The sequence below is a fragment of the Pseudomonas sp. S5D5 genome (assembly GCF_003013355.1).
Taxonomy (GTDB): domain Bacteria; phylum Pseudomonadota; class Gammaproteobacteria; order Pseudomonadales; family Pseudomonadaceae; genus Aquipseudomonas; species Aquipseudomonas aylmerensis.
In genome coordinates, this window is sequence record NZ_PTEO01000001.1 from 2,935,323 (window position 1) to 2,952,176 (window position 16,854).

The 16,854-nt window shown below is 60.9% G+C and carries 11 protein-coding genes; 3 read left to right on the forward strand and 8 right to left on the reverse strand.

What is annotated here, in order from left to right; translation table 11 throughout:
- The first annotated feature begins 100 nt into the window (after positions 1–100).
- The 3 genes from C9990_RS32310 to C9990_RS13765 all read left to right on the forward strand — a co-directional run bounded on the left by C9990_RS32310 (position 101) and on the right by C9990_RS13765 (position 4,364).
- Positions 101–376, forward strand: coding sequence for a hypothetical protein (locus C9990_RS32310; RefSeq protein ID WP_157955073.1), 276 nt, complete (start codon positions 101–103; stop codon positions 374–376).
- Positions 377–406: 30 nt separating this feature from the next.
- Positions 407–2,353 carry a hypothetical protein gene (locus C9990_RS13760; protein WP_106803620.1) on the forward strand — a complete coding sequence of 649 codons (1,947 nt, stop codon included), beginning with the start codon at positions 407–409 and terminating at the stop codon, positions 2,351–2,353.
- Positions 2,354–2,450: 97 nt separating this feature from the next.
- Positions 2,451–4,364 carry a hypothetical protein gene (locus C9990_RS13765; protein WP_106803621.1) on the forward strand — a complete coding sequence of 638 codons (1,914 nt, stop codon included), beginning with the start codon at positions 2,451–2,453 and terminating at the stop codon, positions 4,362–4,364.
- A 95-nt stretch (positions 4,365–4,459) separates the two neighbouring features.
- Here the strand turns inward: C9990_RS13765 and C9990_RS13770 are convergent, their stop codons facing one another.
- The 8 genes from C9990_RS13770 to C9990_RS13815 all read right to left on the reverse strand — a co-directional run bounded on the left by C9990_RS13770 (position 4,460) and on the right by C9990_RS13815 (position 16,369).
- Positions 4,460–7,501 carry a hypothetical protein gene (locus C9990_RS13770; RefSeq protein WP_106803622.1) on the reverse strand — a complete coding sequence of 1,014 codons (3,042 nt, stop codon included), beginning with the start codon at positions 7,499–7,501 and terminating at the stop codon, positions 4,460–4,462.
- Between the two features lie 848 nt (positions 7,502–8,349).
- The gene (locus tag C9990_RS13780) at positions 8,350–9,990 is read right to left on the reverse strand and encodes a BatD family protein (protein WP_106803624.1); all 1,641 of its coding nucleotides are present in this window, start codon (positions 9,988–9,990) and stop codon (positions 8,350–8,352) included.
- Positions 9,987–11,726 carry a tetratricopeptide repeat protein gene (locus C9990_RS13785; protein WP_065907890.1) on the reverse strand — a complete coding sequence of 580 codons (1,740 nt, stop codon included), beginning with the start codon at positions 11,724–11,726 and terminating at the stop codon, positions 9,987–9,989. Before C9990_RS13785 ends, C9990_RS13780 begins: the two co-directional genes overlap by 4 nt.
- Positions 11,723–12,811 (reverse strand): VWA domain-containing protein, encoded by a 1,089-nt coding sequence (locus C9990_RS13790; RefSeq protein ID WP_106803625.1) that lies wholly within the window; start codon positions 12,809–12,811, stop codon positions 11,723–11,725. The genes C9990_RS13785 and C9990_RS13790 overlap by 4 nt, the downstream gene beginning before the upstream one ends.
- Entirely contained in the window at positions 12,804–13,298 is a 495-nt protein-coding gene (locus C9990_RS13795) for a DUF4381 domain-containing protein (protein WP_065907893.1), read from the reverse strand. The genes C9990_RS13790 and C9990_RS13795 overlap by 8 nt, the downstream gene beginning before the upstream one ends.
- Complete coding sequence (locus C9990_RS13800; RefSeq protein WP_106803626.1) at positions 13,295–14,227, reverse strand: DUF58 domain-containing protein; 933 nt, start codon at positions 14,225–14,227, stop codon at positions 13,295–13,297. The genes C9990_RS13795 and C9990_RS13800 overlap by 4 nt, the downstream gene beginning before the upstream one ends.
- A 5-nt stretch (positions 14,228–14,232) precedes the next feature.
- Positions 14,233–15,192, reverse strand: a complete 960-nt coding sequence (locus tag C9990_RS13805; RefSeq protein WP_017739127.1) for a MoxR family ATPase — start codon at positions 15,190–15,192, stop codon at positions 14,233–14,235.
- A gap of 823 nt (positions 15,193–16,015) precedes the next feature.
- Positions 16,016–16,369 carry a hypothetical protein gene (locus C9990_RS13815; RefSeq protein WP_065907894.1) on the reverse strand — a complete coding sequence of 118 codons (354 nt, stop codon included), beginning with the start codon at positions 16,367–16,369 and terminating at the stop codon, positions 16,016–16,018.
- Between the last annotated feature and the right edge of the window lie 485 nt (positions 16,370–16,854).

Genomic DNA, 16,854 nt, shown 5'->3' on the forward strand with positions numbered 1-16,854 from the left:
TTACCTGTAAATGGCGCGATTCTTTCACCCTCCGAATGCTCAACGGTGAACGTCAGGCGGGTTCGCCTTGGAAACCTCTGACTCAAGGGAGAGATAGCGCATGGTCACAGACGCTATTCGTATCGTTCGTCGGCGCAGGACGGCAGTTGTTATTGCGTACATACGTGCTTGTTTCAATCTTGAATCATCAGATGAACGGTCGCCTCACCTGTTAAATATGACAGTAGACAGCCTATTTTCGGCAGCGCTTACTGTCTGTGCGTGTTTAGAGCAGGACAATATTCAACTTCATTATCCCAAAGACAATGGCGAAGGGCTGGTGCGTGAACGTGGTGAGGAGCTGATTATTCGCGCGGTGACTGAGTCTGAGGGTTAGTGTGATTTTCTAATAACTGAGGCTTATCTCATGTCAATTCCTGTAGCAACTAATGTGACGATTATCGGTGAGGCCGTTGCGGGTGCAGTGGTTCGCGGTAGTTATTTTTACGTTGATGATGTTCCCGAGCAAAACTCTATCTATCGCTGGTATATAGACGGCGTTAACTATCTCACTGCCAGAAGCCTCGACTTTCAAATCCAGGCCTCCCTCAGCGGGGCAAAAATCAGGTTTTCGGTAACGCCGATGAACGCCGATGGTGAAACCGGTATAGAAACTTTTTCGATGGAGATTGCCGTCGTAAACGGCTATCAAAATATCTCCGACGAAGAGCACCGTAATAGTTTTATGTCACAACGCGGTCATTGTTCTTATTATGTGCCCGACCCTAACGATAAAGTTTTCGTCGCGAGTGCGTTGGCTTTTTCGCTGACCGACGGCAAAACGCAAAGTGTGCATGTTAGAGGACGTGCTGATCATGCCGGTCAACCGCCACAGGCAATACGCGATTATCTGAAAAATAATCCAGCCACGCGTATGTTCTCGACCGAGCGGGATTTTGGTGCACTGGTCCCGGTCTTGGGCAGTACCAAGCGACTGTTGTTGTGGGGGACTAATATGGCCAATATTCCCCCGCAACTGGATTTGAATAACATTAAGTACGTGTATAGCAATCGCACCGCAGTGGCCTTTATTTACGACAATCCGGCGCCAGGGAAAAACACCATCGGTGCCTTTGGCAACGCCGCGAATGGCGGGGTGGTACCAGAGGATATTCAACGCAAACTGCTCTTCGATCTGCCCAAGGCAATCTATGCAACGGAATCTGCATTTTCAGTCGTCACTCTCAAGGGGAACGTCTATGCCTGGGGAAATGCTGCGGCCGGAGGCAGTATCTCGCAGGCGGCTGAGAACTATTTGATGGCGATGAAGGTTGAGCGGATTGTCAGCACTGCCGGTGCGTTTTGCGCCATTGGTCCGCAAACCGTCAATGACCCTGAAATCAAACACGTCGTGGCGTGGGGTGACGCAGCCAACGGCGGGCAAATCTCTTCCGAGGTCCTGACGTACATCCTTGACCAGGACGGTGTTGAGCAGGTGGTGGCTAACCGCAATGCATTCTGCGCCATTACCAAATACCGCAGAAGAGCGATCAGTTGGGGCGCTGCAGCCTATGGAGGCACCATGAATGAAGATGCCAAAAGACTCGCTGCCGGCGGCAATATCCTGTTATGCCGGGGGTCTGCCTGGGCGTTCTGCATGTTCAATAACTCCGGGCTGTCCGCCTCTTGGGGCCAGGCGGGTTACGGTGGGCTTGCCGGTCAAGACGATGGGCAAGATAACGATGCGGGGAAAGTCTTTGAAAAAAGCGGAGAAAAGTACCGCATTGAAGCGCTCTTCGACGATATGCACGTCAACGATTGGTATCAACAACATCGTTCGCCGACACGCCACAACGCCACCTGTGATCCAAGCGCAACCCCAGGTGCCAACTTAGGCGAAATTGTCACCCCCAATGGCATCATCAGCCTTTACTCCAATGACTCCAGCTTCTTCATGGTTGCCAAGGAATCCGATGGGAGTACCAAGGATCTGTTTTCGTGGGGCCAGCCCACGGGAGGTGGCGCTATTCCACCCGCTACCCGGCAAGTGCTGATGGGCAGTCTAATAACGGATGTGCACTGCACGAATGGCGCCTATGGCGTGATTAGCACACAAGGCTCTGCCAGTGGCGCGGTCAACGCATTTGGCGGTGGCACTGCTTATCAGGATGCAGGTGACGTTCCGGGTGAACTGCAAGAGTACATGAGGGCAAATGTGAGTGGGTTGTACGCGTTGAAGTTCTTGCCGCCTTATGCCCCTACCGGCGCACGATCAGCGTCAGCCTTCGCCGCCAGGCGAACAGATGGACAGTACGTGGTGTGGGGGGGCGGAACAAGTGTGACGGATGAGTTGTATAACCCGGTCGATTCATGAGGGCGTACGTTTTGGACGGCGCTCAGCGGCTTGCGTTTTTGAAGGCCGTTGCGGAGGGCTGCCAACACTTTTTATTCCCAGAGTTGGAGAGTCAGTCATGAGTAACGTGAAGAAAAAGGCGGTTGTTGATGCGGTCCCCACTGCCAGTGAAGTGCAGGTTCTGGGCTATATCTTAGTGCACGCCACGGTGCGTGGTTTTTATCGGTATGACGCGAATGGTGCCAGCCATGAAGGGCTGTCAAGCTTTTATTGGTACCTTAATGGTCAACGCCTGGAGGCGGAAGGGCAGCAGGACTTCAACATCAGGCCTTCCGATGAGGGTAAGTATCTGCAGTTTTCGGTGGTGCCTGTTGACTCGAATAACGTAGCAGGCAGCGAATATTTTTCGCCTCAGTACCTAATTGTTTCAGGCTTCCAGGGTATATCGGACGAGGAAAACGAGTGGTGTTATCTAAAACAGCGCGGTAATTTTTCATTTCACGTCCCGGAACCCGCAGACAGGCTGTTTGTTTCCAGCGGTGGGGTGTTCGCGTTGCTTGAGCCCACCAGCGGCGATGTTCATTTGGAAGGACAGACCGGCTGGGGGTTGCCTGTGCCGCCCGCGATCGTGAACTTTCTAAAGAATAATAAAGCGATAAAGTTGTTTTCGGCAGAGTTCAGTTTTGCCGCCTTGGTGAGTGTCGGCAGTACCAATCAATTATTATGCTGGGGCAACACCGTTCCCCCCACGGCGCCTATTCTTCGGGGCGTAAAGTCGGTTTACAGCACCCGAAGTGCGTTTGCCGTGATCCATGACAATCCTGCTCCAGGCGCAAACAGTATTGCTGCGATTGGCCCGGTTAATAATCCGGCCTCGACGGTGCCTGACCAGATCCAGCGAGAGTTGTGGTTCGACCCGCCCGAAGCCATCTACGCGGCAGACGATGCATTTGCGGTTCGAACTCGAAACGGCAGGGTGTATGCCTGGGGGCAACCCAATAATGGCGGCAACATTCCGCCCGATGTGCGCGCGCAACTGGATGCGATGTTTGTGACTCGAATAGTCGCGTCGGCGGTTTCGTTCTGCGCCATCGGAAGAGATGGCGACATTGCGGTGTGGGGCGCCGTCGACGGTGGTGGAACCATTCCCTCTGACAGATTGCTCAGAATCCTCGACGATGGTGGTGTGCAATCGGTTATTGCCGCGACGGCATCGTTCTGTGCCATCACGCGAGATAGGCGTAGAGCGGTCAGTTGGGGCCGGGCTGCTGAAGGCGGCGATATGAATGCCAGCGCCGCTGCACTCGCCGCACGTGGCAACATCATTTTGTGCAGGTCCGCACGTTGGGCGTTTCTGATGGCCAACAGTAGCGGCCAGGCGGAGGCTTGGGGAGCGCCTCAATATGGCGGCGCGCCCTTGACGGCTCAAGAAAAAGACAGCTACAGACAGGTGATCGAGGGTGCAAACGCCGAACCGGGTTATCCTCGCCGGCGGGGCGAAAGCGCCGAAGCGCCGAGACTGCGCAGGAACGTTTCGTCCTCGGCGATCATTGTCGACGGTAATCTCAGCCTGTATGGCAACGATGTCAGCTTCTTTTTACTGAGCCGTCGTGATGACGGCACCACCAACTCTATTGTGCTGACAGGGCTGAACACCCATGGCGGGACAATGGACCCGGCGGTGCGCCAGATACTGATGGCCAGCCTGATTCGTGATGTCTACTGCACCAATGGTGCGTACGGCGTTATCACTACGCAGGGAGGTACCGACGGGGCGGTATCCGTCTGGGGAGCCACACTGGCGATGGAAGATGCCGGTGAGATTCCTCCAGAGCTGTCTGAATACCTGCTCAGCGGGGTAACGGAGCTGTACTCTATCAAGCGTTTCCCCTACGTGGTCCTGCCACCGCCACCTCCTCCTAGGCCTCCGCATACTGATCCTTCCTTTGCAGCACGTCGCGTCGATGGTACTTACGTATTATGGGGCGGGAATGTCAGGAACCAGTATTTCGACCCGAGGGCTGCACGCTAGCGCTGCTCTTTATCCAGTCGCCCACATAAACAACCCGCGCATGTCGCGGGTTGTTTATGTGGGCAGGTTGGGCATTTTCACCTATGCGAGGTGGCTCACTGCACGAGGGCTACCTCCCGTATTTGGATCTGGTCCATGAAAAAGGTGCTGGTTGCATTAATAGAGAACGCTATTTTTGCCTGCAGTGTTTGTGTGGGCGGGGTCGCAGCCGTTGTAAAGATATGGCTGAACTTCTCCCAATTGCGGTCCGGGGTCACGATCCTCGTAACCGTCGTGTCACCTAAGCTGATCTTGGCTGTCGTCTGGGAGGCACTACCGGTGGTTTTGCAATAGAAACTGACTTCGTATCGGGTGGCTGCCTTCAAGTTTTCAAAGGTTTTCTGTATGCCGGGCTCAATGGCTTCAAAGTTGCTTTTGGTTGCGCGCCAGACGACATTTTCGGCGCCCTCAATCATCAGGTCTCCCTTGCCGTTGACGCTGTTCATCCAGCCGTTCCAGTTGAAGTTGTAGAAGTCGGTCAGGTCGCGGAAATAATCGACCCGGACGTTGTAGATTCGCGTCGGGAAGGCTACGGCCAAGGTTTTACTCAGGCTTTGAGAGAATCCGACCCATACCTGGATGGTCAGCGAGGATCGGTCCATGAGCCGCTGGAGAGCCTCGATGGGGGTTGGCGGTTGCAGTCCGCCGATAGCGTCAGCCTCGCCCAGGCGGTGGGAGATATAGGTCATCTCGTGATAGGCATCGCCGTTGTTCAATGTTCCGTGGTATTCCATCCAGATACGGCTGTCGGGATGAATGAACGGCCACACCGATGTCAGGGTGCGAGCCCCGGCTACCAACTGCGAAAGTACCAGGTCAACGGCGTCGCCGACGCCCTGGATAAACGGGGTGGGCAATCCGGTCAGCGGCAGCAGTTCCAGATTCAATATTTCCGACTCGTAGGGAATGGCACCGCGGAAAAAATGGTACTGCACGCTGATGCGGTTGCCGCCTTCGCGAATACCTTTGGCGATAAACTCACTTGGGATCGGGGCGCTGACCTCGTTGGTGACGGGGTCGCCCTGTACGTCTGTGGCGTAGCTACCAATGCCATCCGGGCTGAGCCAGTCGACAAAAATTCGATCGGTGGCGTGCATCGGCCGGAATTTCAACAACACGTTCGCGCCCGACAAGGCTGCCAAGGGGTCGAGACGATCCGGGAAGCGCTGGGCTTCAGCGACTTCCGGAGGCTCCAGTTCCACACCCGGGCCAACGGTGAGGTTCAGCACCTCCGAGCGCAACACCTGCCGGGGTGGTCCGACGCGTTCCAGGCTGTAGCTGATGCGCAGGCTGCCGTTGAGGTTGAAGTCGAGGATGGTGCGGCTGACCGGGAATGGCAGGGACCGGCCGGCCGTTCCGGGGTTGATCAAGATGGTGCCATTGGCCGAGCCGCCCAGGGCCGAACCGACACAGCTCCAGTGGTACACGTTGCCGTCTCGGGCCCCGAGGTAGGGCAAGGTCAGCACTACGTCAGGTCCGATGATGTGGTCCGGGTTGATATTGTTGCCTTCGGTACCTTCCAGTTGTGGCAGCGGCATGTCAGCGACACGCTCGCCCACTTGGGCGCCTACCTCAGTCGATTTGCGCGAGGTGACACCGTTAGTCACCACGTAGTAGAAATAAATCAGGCCCAGGCCGTTGAAACGTTGCAGGTCCTCCTTCTTCACACGGCGGCTGCCACCCTGGGCGCCCGCCAGCTGAGAGTCGATATAGGGGGTGCCACCGCCGCCGGGTATGCGGCGCTCGATGTGCAGGGTCTCCAGCCAGTCGGGGTCGTGCGGTTCGTAGAAAGGTATGGTGACGGTGATGTCATGGGCTGGGTCAATCAAGCCCAGTTCGATCGGGTTGATCGTCACCCCCGGCATCAATACCGGCGTGCCGATCACGGTGACGGTGTTGGTGCCGGACTGGCCCAGGGATTCGCCACTGGCGGTTTGCCAGAGGAACGACACCCGGAACGAGCCGCCGACCAATTGTTGGATAGTTTCACGGTCAACGGGCACCGTGGTCGAGCCTCGGTTGTTGTCTATCGCCGCCGGCAGCGCGAAGTCCCGCGTTGAGCCATCGGCCAGGGTGGCGAACAGGCTGACGAAAATCTGGTGCCGTGGGTTTGGCGCGGGGTTTTCTCGGACGGTGAAGACCAGTACTTCAAAGATCGAGTCGCTTTGGGTGTCGAAGTCGATCTGGTAGGACTCCTCGTCATCGACCAGGAAATTCGGTGCTTCCAGCAGGCTGGGGTCCAGTTCGCTCATCAGGATGTAAGGCTTGGAATACGCGTATTTTTCCCCGGACATGTTCTCCACCACATCCTGCACCCGAAAGCGCAAGTTCAGGGGCCCCATTAGGCCGCCCTGGAGGATGATGTCTTTGCTGACGAACACCCGGATCGGTCCGCTGCCGGCCGCCTCTGCAGGGCTGACGATGTGTATGACGAAGATGCCGTCCCAGGACAGTTCGATGCGGTCGTTCTGGCGGATATGTTTATACGGTTCGATCAGGCACCACACCCCGCGTTCGGCAATAGGCGGATTGATCGTCGAGCCTTCCGGCAAGCCCTCGACGGTCATCACCAGGCCGGTATGCCACGGGCAGCCCGGGTCAGTATCAGTGCCGCCGGGGCGAGTGGTCTTGATCAGGATGGTTTGCAGCGGCGAGGTGCTCTCCTGGCCGGAGCTGGGGCGCAATACCCGGCCGTAGATCTGTATCTCGCCTTCCGGAACGTGCTCTCTGGGCACGAACAGGCCATACCTTTGCTCGTCTTCGAAGACATTATCGGCCGCTACTGGGTTAAGCAGGTCCTCCAGGTAAAGGGCGTAAAAGTCGAAAAAGTTCCAATCGAACCACTTTTCAAACACGAAGTAGGCATACGGGGTGACATGGCGGATGCCCAGGCCGTACACGCCGTTTTCCGGGTAAAGGGTGGCGTGCAGGGGGATATGGGGGTAGGCGGAAAAAGGCGGGTCGAGGTCTTCGACCCGCCGAGGGCTGTTGGCCGTTGGATTGTGGGTGTTGTAGGCCACCATGTCCTGTGACAGCAGCAGCGGTGGGGCTTCATCACCGCGGGAATCGGCGGCGGGATCAACGGGTAGATTGGACATGGAACAGACTCCTTGCTGGAGGGGATGCGCGCGGAAACGGGCGCGCATGAGGCAAGGAAAATCAGACACCCGCCGGGGGTGGGCGTCTACCTGTCAGAATTGACAGTGGCGACGGATGGTCTGTCGTCTCCTGTGGGAGCGGGCTTGCTCGCGACTGCGGTGGGTCAGTCAGCGCAGGGGGAACTGATAGACCGCCTTCGCGGGCAAGCCCGCTCCCACATTTTTGAACCGTGGCCACGGGTGCCCCGCGATGCTTTACGGATCTGGACGCCTACCGCGTCTAGGCCAATGACGGCCATGAGCTGCGAGTCCTTCACGGGCGACGGAGTTCTGCCTCGCTTGCGCTAACCCATGTGGGAGCGGGCTTGCTCGCGAATACGATGGGTCAGTCAAATCACTAGTGACTGACACGCCGCTTTCGCGAGCAAGCCCGCTCCCACATTTTGAACCGTGGCCACTGTTGCCCAGCGATGCTTCACGGATCTCGACGCCAACCGCGTCTAGGCCAATGACGGCCATGAGCTGCGAGTCCTTCACGGGCGATGGAGTTCTGCCTCGCTTGCGCTAACCCATGTGGGAGCGGGCAAGCCCGCTCCCACATTTTTGAACCGTGGCCACTGTTGCCCCGCGATGCTTCACGGATCTGGACGCCAACCGCGTCTAGGCCAATGACGGCCATGAGCTGCGAGTCCTTCACGGGCGACGGAGTTCTGTCCCGCTTGCGCTAACCCCTGTGGGAGCGGGCTTGCCCGCGAAGGCGCTGGGTCAGTCAAATCACTAGTGACTGACGCGCCGCTTTCGCGAGCAAGCCCGCTCCCACAGGGTTTTGTGGTGTGGCTGAGTCCGGCTTACTTGGGGTACAGCGGCGGCAGGCTGGTGGTATCGGTCGCCGGATCGAGTTCACGCTCGGCCATCGGGATGGCCTTGATCGCGCGCCACAGGTCTTCGCCCAGCCAGTACTGGCCGCTCTCGCTGTACAGCGCGCCATTCAGGCCATCCAGCGCATCCGATAACGGCACAAAGCGCGCGGCCATGTCCGCCAGGGTTTCCGGCTGCTGGCGCGCCCAGGCGTCCAGCGCCTGGCGCGTGGCTTGCGGGTCGTTGGCCTGGGTGGCGCGCTTGAGGTCGTCGAGCAGGGTGCGCGGGCTCGGGCCGGTTTGCGCCGCGCGCAGCACCGCCGGTTGCCAGCGTGCACGCCACCACAGGCCGAAGCCCAACAAGGTGGTGCAGGCCAGGATCAGCGTACTCAGTTGCCACAGCCACAGGCGGCTGTCGTCCGGAGCGGTGATGATGGTCGGCGTGGCGGGGGTGTCCACCACCAGGCTCGGGTTGTTCGCCACTTGCAGGGTGCGCGCCGGCAGGCTGGTGCGTTCCAGATGGTCCTCGTGGGTGTTCCACCACACCACTTCGACGGCGGGCAACTCCAGGGCGCCGACGCGATTGGGCACCAAGGCTTCACGGTCTTCACGGCTACCGATCAGGCCACGGTCGTTGGTCTGGTTGCCAAGCACCGGCTGGTCCGGATAACGCCGCAGGCCGTTGATGTCGGTGCTCGGCAGGGCCGGCAGTTGCGCACTGGACAAACCTTCGGCCTTGACCGTGAGGCTGCGGGTCAGCGAGTCACCGACCTGCACGTGTTCGGGCTCGGGGTTCCAGCTTTCGCTCAGGGTCAGGCTGCGTGCCGGCAGCCAGGCGGCGTCGGCGGGGTAGAGCTCCGGCTTGGGTTTGACCGTCAGCGACAGGGGCGTCGAACTCACGTGGATCAGCTTGCCGGGCTTGGTGCCCTGCAAGGTGTTTTCCTGTGGCGGGCGCGATTCCACCAGGGTCGCGCTGAAGGTCTGGGCGGGAACCTCCAGGGCGCCGCTGTGCTGCGGGTAGATCGCGTAGCGGGTTTCGATCACGCCATGGCGAATGCTATTGATGACTTTCTCGTAGGTGCGCGACTCGCCCAACTGCTCGACCCGCGCATCCGGGATCTGCAACGGCGTGAGGCTGCTGTCGTCATACAGCGACACCGAGTGGTACACGCGCACGGTCAAGAGTGCCTGGGCCTGCACGTAAACGCTGGTCTGGTCGAGATTGGCCTCGACGAACACCGGCGCCAGTTCCGCGCTGCTGTCCTGGCTGGTGGTTTCGACCACTTGCAGGCTGATCGGCTGGGTCTTGTACTCGCCCACTTGCAGGGGCGGGATCACCACGGTGCCGTTTTGCTTGGGCAGCAGGGTGATGATCCAGCGCGTGGTGGCGTGGTTGTCGCCGCCCAGGGTGGTGAGTTGGTTGAGTTGGCGCGTGCCGCTGACTTCGAACTGCTCGTCCAGCGGCGACAGGTCGGGTTTGCCGAACTGGGTGACGTCGCTGGATTCCACCGTCAGCTCTACCGTCTCGCCGGAATTGAGGCGGCTGCGGTCGACACTGGCGACCAGGCTCGCCGCCTGGGCGTGGCCTGCCGACAGCGCGAGCAAAAGCAGTAGGGTCGTGCGGCGGCTCATCGAGTCTTGTCCTGATGTTGTTGCTGTTCGTACCAGAATTTACGCCGCAGCAGTTCGCCGGGGTTGTCCGGAATCTCCCGCAGCCACTGCTCCAGCGCTTGGCGATGTTCACCGTCGAGGCTGGCGTCGGCAGGGCGCAGTGGCGGGGTGGTGGTCTGCTCGTCCCCGAGTTCGCTGCCCGGTACTTCGTTACCGCCGGGTTGTGGCGTGGCGCCGGCCTTGGTATCACCGGTGCCGGCTTCGCCCTGTCCCTGGGACGACTGCTCGCCACCCGTGGCACTTTGCCCGCTGGCGCCTGGTTGCGCAGTTTGGCCGGGTTGCGTGGTTTCGTCATCCTGGTTTTTTGCAGGTTTTTGCGGCTCGGGGTTTGCCTGTTCCTGCATCAGGGTTTCCACCAGGGCCTTGTTTTTCAGGGCCGGCTGCAGGTCGGGCTGGGCTTCCAGGGCCTGTTCGTAGGCATCGATCGCCGCCTCCAGCTCGCCCGACTTGGCCAGGGCGTTGCCGCGATTGTAGTGGGCGTAGGCGTCATTGCTCTGGGCGAAACGCTTGATGGCCTCGGCATAGTTGCCGGCTTCGTACAGTGCGACGCCTTGCCATTGCGGGTCTTCGAAGTGCTCCGCGGCTTCGGCGGGGCGTTTTTTCTTCAGCAGGTATTGGCCTTGCTGGTCGGGGCGCAGCCACAGGTCCTGCAGGCCGAAGGCATAGCTGGGTTGCGGTGCGCCCAATAGCAGCAGCGGCAGGCAGAACAGCCAGCCACGCCGCCCGGCGCAGGCCGCGAGCAGCAACAGCGGGAGCAGCAGCCAATAACCCTGGTCGGCCCAGGTGTCAAGGTGCAGCAGTTGGCCGTCGTTGCGCAGGGTCTGCGGCGGGTCCAGCACGCCGAGCTGGCGCAGGTCTTTGTCGTCCAGGCGCGCGGCGCGGTAACGGCCGCCCATTTCGCTGGCGAAGGCCTTGAGCGTCGGGCTGTCGAGGCGCGGCACCAGGATCGCGCCCTGTTCATCCTTGAGGAATTCGCCGCTTTCCTGAGTCACCGGCGTGCCTTCGCGGCTGCCGATGCCGAGGATCGACAGGCTCGGCGCCTGGCCGCTTTGCAGCAACAGGCGGATGCCTTGGCGTTCCTGTTTGGACAAGGAAGAACCGATCAGCAACAGCCGGCCCTGGCCCAGGCCACCTTGCTTGAGCAGGCCCAGGGCTTTTTCCACCGCGAGGTCAGCGCGGTGGCCGACTTCGGGCATCAGCGAGGGGCGCAGCGCATCGAGCAGGTTGCGGCTGGTGGCCAGGTCGTCGGACAGCGGCACCAGCGTGTGGGCACTGCCGGCGTACACGACGATGGCGGTTTGCGCATCCGTGCGCGCCTGCAACAGGTCATACAGCTTGCGCCGCGCCTGTTCCAGGCGGTTTGGCGGACTGTCGGTGGCGAGCATCTCCGGGGTCAGTTCCAGCAGCACCACCAAGGGATCAGAAGGTTTCTGGCTCGACTGTTCGACCCGCTGCCAGCTGGGGCCAAGCAATGCCAGCACGGCCAGCAGCCAGGCGATGCCGAGCACCACCCACGGCGATTTGCTTTCGCGGCCATTGCCGCCGCTGAGCAGCACCGCATGAAAGGCCGGCGGCAGGATCATCTGCCAGCGCCCGGCGCGTTTTTGCCGGTGCCACAGTTGCCACAGCAGCCAGCCGAGCAGGGGCAGCAGCAACAGCCACCAGGGACGGAACCAGTGCGGCCACAGGTCGATCATCGACGCCTCCGCAGACGCAGGCGTTTGAGGCGCTGGCGCCATTCGGGATGCTGCTGCAGGAAACGCCCACGGGTCGACAATTTGTTCAACAACCGTTGCAGCGCGTTGTTCGGCCAGCGTTCCTGGATCACCAGCAGCATGCTCAATACCAGTGCCAGGGCCAGCGGCGCGCTGTACAGCGCGAGTGCCGGGCGGGCCTGGGTGGGTTGCTGTTCGACCGGTTCGAGTTTGTCGAGGGTGTCCTTGATCGCTTGCAGCTCTTCGCCGTCGCGGGCGCGGAAGTATTGCCCGCCGGTGGCCTCGGCAATCGCCTTGAGCGCGGGCTCATCGAGGTCCAGGCTCGGGTTGACGCCGAGGATGCCCAGCGAGCCGGTTTGCTCAGGGTCGGCGCCGATGCCGATCGGGTAGATCTTCACGCCTTCTTCAGCGGCCAGGCGCGCGGCGGTCAGCGGGTCGATCTGCCCGGCGTTGTTGGCGCCGTCGGTGACCAGGATCAGCACGCGGCTTTGCGCCGGGCGCTGGCGCAGGCGTTTCAAGGCCAGGCCGATGGCGTCGCCGATGGCGGTGTTCTTGCCGGCGATGCCGATGCGCGCCTCGTCCAGCCAGGTGCGTACGGTGTGGCGGTCAAAGGTCAGTGGCGCCTGCAGGTAGGCCTGGCTGCCGAACAGGATCAGGCCGACGCGATCACCTTCGCGCTCTTCGAGGAAGTCGCCGAGCAGATGCTTGACCAGGCTCAGGCGGCTGACGTCATCGTCCTGCCAGTGCATGTCGGGAAAATCCATCGAGCCGGACACGTCCACCGCCACCAGCAGGTCGCGGCCACTGGCGGCGATTGGCAAGGGCTCGCCGAGCCATTCCGGGCGCGCGGCGGCGGTCAACAGCAGCAGCCACAGGACCACGAACGGTGCCTGTTGGCGCCAGCCCGGCAGATTGACACGGGCACGGCGCCGGGCCAGGCCTTCGAGGTCGCTGAGGTAGCTGACCTTGAGGGCCGGCTCGCCGCTGTCGGCCACCGGCAACACCAGGCGCATCAGCCACGGCAAGGGCAACAGGATGAAGATCCACGGCCAGGCGAATTCAAACATGTTTGCGAATCCAGGTGTCGACGGCCTGGGTGAGGCCGGCGATGGCCTTGTCGTCGAGTTTGCATTCGGGTTTGTAGGCGCCTTCGACCAGCACCATCCAGCGCGTCAGGCCGGCGGCGGGGCAGCGGTTGTCGAGGAATGCCAGCCATTTGCGGCCGTTGAGGGTGTGACTTTGGCTGTAGGGGTAGTCGTTGCGGCACAGGCGCTTGAGCAGGCCGTTGAGTTGTTGCAGCCAGGCACCGGCAGGGGCGCCGTCGTAGGGCTTGGGCATCAGCGCCAGCTCCGCCAGGGCGGCGATGCGCAACGGGTCCAGCGGTTGTTCGGCGCGCGCCACGGGACGCCGCGCAGGCAGGAAACGCCGCAGCGACCACAGGCCCCAAGCGAGCAACGGGATGATCACCAGCAACAACCACCAACCCGGCGCAGGCGGCCAGAAGCCGATGCTCGGCGGCGCGATAAGCGGTTGCAGCTGGTCGAGGCTGCTCATTGCTTTTTAACCGGGCGTTGAGGGTTGAGGTACTCGCGCAGTTGCTCGACCATTTCACTCTGGGTGCTCAGGGGCATCAGCAGGATCCGCAGTTTTTGCGCGAGCAGTTCCCAGCGGGCGATGCGCGCTTCGGCCTGGGCCTTGTAGGCCTGGCGCAGGTCGAAGTTCAGCGTGTCCAGCTCCAGCTGCGCGCCGCGTTCGGCAAAGCGCAGCAGCCCGGCGGCGGGCAGGGCGTGGTCGAGCGGGTCGGAAATCGGCAACAGCAGCAGGTCGCAATGGCGTGACAACAGGCTCAGTTGTTGTTCGGCGCCTTCGGTCAGCGCGCGCTCGTCGCAAATCACGATAACCAGGCTGCCCGGGCGCAGCACTTCGCGGCCCCGACGCAGGGCCATGCCCAGGGCGTCGGCTTCCGGGCGGCTTTCGGTGTTGAGGCTATGGTTGACGCGCACCAGGCGGTTGAGCAGTTGCAGCAGGCTTTGCTTGCTGCGTCGCGGCTTGATTTCGTAGTGCTCGCTGTCGCCGAACACCAGCCCGCCCACGCGGTCGTTATGCCCCAGCGCGGCCCAGCCGATCAGGCTGGCGGCCTGGGCGGCGAGCACCGACTTAAACATCTGCCCCGAGCCGAAAAACAGCCGGCAACTTTGCTCGACCATGATGAAAATCGGCCGTTCGCGTTCTTCGTGAAACAGTTTGGTGTGCGGCTCCTGGGTGCGTGCGGTGACGCGCCAGTCGATGGTGCGCACATCGTCACCGGCCTGGTACACGCGCACCTGGTCGAAGTCGACACCGCGCCCGCGCAATTTGGAGTGATGCAAGCCGATCAGCGGGCTGCGCTGGCTGGGGGTGGAAAACAGCTGCACTTCGCGCACGCGGTGGCGCATCTCAATCAATTCGCTGAGTGTGACGCGGATTCCATCGCTTGCGTTCATGGGGTTCAAGCGACGGCAACGACGTCGAGAATGCGTTGCACCACGCGGTCCTGGTCAATGCCGGCCGCTTCGGCCTCGAACGACAGAATGATGCGGTGGCGCAGCACGTCGAACAGCACCGCCTGGATATCCTCCGGGCTGACAAAGTCGCGCCCGGCCAGCCAGGCATGGGCGCGTGCGCAGCGGTCGAGGGCGATGGAACCACGCGGGCTGGCGCCGTAGGCGATCCACTCGGCCATCTCCGGATCGAATTTGGCCGGGGTGCGCGTGGCCATGACCAGTTGCACCAGGTATTCCTCCACGGCATCGGCCATGTACAGGCCGAGGATTTCCTTGCGCGCGGCGAAGATCGCCTGCTGGCTGACGCGGCGCTCGGGCTTGGTCTCGCCATTGAGCGCCTCGCCGCGCGCCTGCTGCAGGATGCGCCGCTCGACGGCGGCGTCGGGGAAGCCGATCTTGACGTGCATCAGGAAACGGTCGAGCTGGGCTTCGGGCAACGGGTAGGTGCCTTCCTGCTCGATGGGGTTTTGCGTGGCCATCACCAGAAACAGCGGCGACAGCTCGTACGTGCTGCGCCCGACACTGACCTGGCGCTCGGCCATGGCCTCCAGCAACGCCGACTGCACCTTGGCCGGCGCACGGTTGATTTCGTCGGCCAGCACCAGGTTGTGGAAGATCGGGCCTTGCTGGAACACGAAGCTGCCGGTTTCCGGGCGATAGATCTCGGTGCCGGTGATGTCGGCGGGCAATAGATCGGGGGTGAACTGGATACGATGGAACTGCGCTTCGATGCCTTCGGCCAGCTCTTTGATCGCCTTGGTCTTGGCCAGGCCCGGTGCGCCTTCGACCAGCATATGGCCGTCGGCGAGCAGGGCGATCAGCAGGCGATCGATGAGTTTTTCCTGGCCGAGAATCTGCGTAGAAAGAAAGGTTCGCAGCGCGAGCAGCGCTTCACGATGTTCCATCGATGACGGTTCCTGGAGAGATGAGCCTGTACGTCTTGCAACAAACGACAGCCTGGGGCGCCTACTTTAATGCATGGCAGGGGGCGGCGACTAACGGCGTGACGAGTATTTTTGGGAAAACTTGTAGGAATTTTGTGTGGGCGCGCAAATTGCTCCTTTGTGCTGTGGCAATAGGGCTTATCTGGCAATAGGGTCTCTTGTGGTAATAGGGCTTTTTTTGTGGTGAGCGGGCTTGCCCCGCGTTGGGCTGCGGAGCGGCCCTAAAACCAGAGAACGCGGTCCCACTGGAGGAATGCGGCGATCTTGATGGGGCTGCTGCGCAGCCCAACGCGGGGCAAGCCCGCTCACCACAACAGGCCCGCTCGCCACAACAAGCCCGCTCACCACAAGGGTGTTGGGCCGCTGCACATTCAGCACTTCGTAAGGTTATTACTCAGTGCCTCGGCACTTGCGGCCCAAGCGAGCTTACATTGGCGAGCATGCTTCCTGTGGCAATAGGCTCTTTGTGGCAATAGCTTCTTGTGGCAATAGGGCTTGCTGTGGCAATAGGGCTTGCTGTGGCAATAGGGTTTCTTGTGGCAATAGGGCTCTTTGTGGTGAGCGGGCTTGCCCCGCGTTGGGCTGCGGAGTGGCCCTAAAACCAGAGAACGCGGTCCCCCTGGATGAACGCGGCGATCTTGATGGGGCTGCTGCGCAGCCCAACGCGGGGCAAGCCCGCTCACCACAACAGGCCCGTTCACCACACAACAAGCGCGCTCACCACAACAGGCCCGCTCACCGCACAACAAGCGCGCTCATCACAACAAGCCCGCTTGCCCGGCCACTACGTCCGGATAAATGTACCCGTGCCTTTGAGGATGTTCTGCAAGGTCGCTTCAACTTCGGCCAGGTCCGAGGCAGCAGTGCCATGGCTGATCTGCAGTTGATCCTTGCCACCCAGTGCATCGGCATCGCCGGCAGCGAGTTCGACCAGCAATGCCGTGTCACTCAGGGTGACTTTCAGGCCATCCAGGGTCGACGGCTCGTAGTCCCAGGTCAGCTCCACTTCGTCTTCGTCGGGGTAACGGGTGAGCATGAACATCTCGCCGTTTTTGCCGTGGCAGCAGAGCATGGCCATGTTGTCTTCTTCTTCGTCGCACGGCGTGGCCATCAGGGCGTCGGTCTTGATTTGCAGCATGGGGAATCCTGTCTGGGGTAGGGCATTGCGTGGGCAATTGTGCCATTGCGGCGAATTTTGTGCTGCATCCCGTGTCAGACCCAGTGCATGACCTGACGGGCTGAATCAGTCATTTCCGGTACTCGCGGGCGGGGAAAACACCTGTTTTTCCGCGAAAAAATCCGGGTTGCCCAAGTCGCAACCACTGGCCTGCTTACCGATGACCGAATATGTCGCAGCGCCGCAAGCAGCTGTCTTCCTACAGTCGTTAAGCTGCGCAACGGATGTGCATGTGCCAGGCGCCTGACCTGCCCGTCGTACCGTCACCTGGCAAGGTGCGCATCTTATGGAAGTTGTATGTGACCTCATTGTCTTGTCCAGCTTCACCCACCTGTCACCCTGATTCGTTTAAGGTACTTATCCACTTGTATCGACGAACAGAGCTGACGGTCTCCCCGCAAGGGGATAACACGCGACGCTTCCATCAATAACAAGCCCAAGCGGAG

Coding starts and splice junctions, on each gene's coding strand:
- C9990_RS32310 (WP_157955073.1), top strand. CDS start 101: ATGGTCACAGACGCTATTCGTATCGTTCGTCGGCGCAGGACGGCAGTT.
- C9990_RS13760 (WP_106803620.1), top strand. CDS start 407: ATGTCAATTCCTGTAGCAACTAATGTGACGATTATCGGTGAGGCCGTT.
- C9990_RS13765 (WP_106803621.1), top strand. CDS start 2,451: ATGAGTAACGTGAAGAAAAAGGCGGTTGTTGATGCGGTCCCCACTGCC.
- C9990_RS13770 (WP_106803622.1), bottom strand. CDS start 7,501: ATGTCCAATCTACCCGTTGATCCCGCCGCCGATTCCCGCGGTGATGAA.
- C9990_RS13780 (WP_106803624.1), bottom strand. CDS start 9,990: ATGAGCCGCCGCACGACCCTACTGCTTTTGCTCGCGCTGTCGGCAGGC.
- C9990_RS13785 (WP_065907890.1), bottom strand. CDS start 11,726: ATGATCGACCTGTGGCCGCACTGGTTCCGTCCCTGGTGGCTGTTGCTG.
- C9990_RS13790 (WP_106803625.1), bottom strand. CDS start 12,811: ATGTTTGAATTCGCCTGGCCGTGGATCTTCATCCTGTTGCCCTTGCCG.
- C9990_RS13795 (WP_065907893.1), bottom strand. CDS start 13,298: ATGAGCAGCCTCGACCAGCTGCAACCGCTTATCGCGCCGCCGAGCATC.
- C9990_RS13800 (WP_106803626.1), bottom strand. CDS start 14,227: ATGAACGCAAGCGATGGAATCCGCGTCACACTCAGCGAATTGATTGAG.
- C9990_RS13805 (WP_017739127.1), bottom strand. CDS start 15,192: ATGGAACATCGTGAAGCGCTGCTCGCGCTGCGAACCTTTCTTTCTACG.
- C9990_RS13815 (WP_065907894.1), bottom strand. CDS start 16,369: ATGCTGCAAATCAAGACCGACGCCCTGATGGCCACGCCGTGCGACGAA.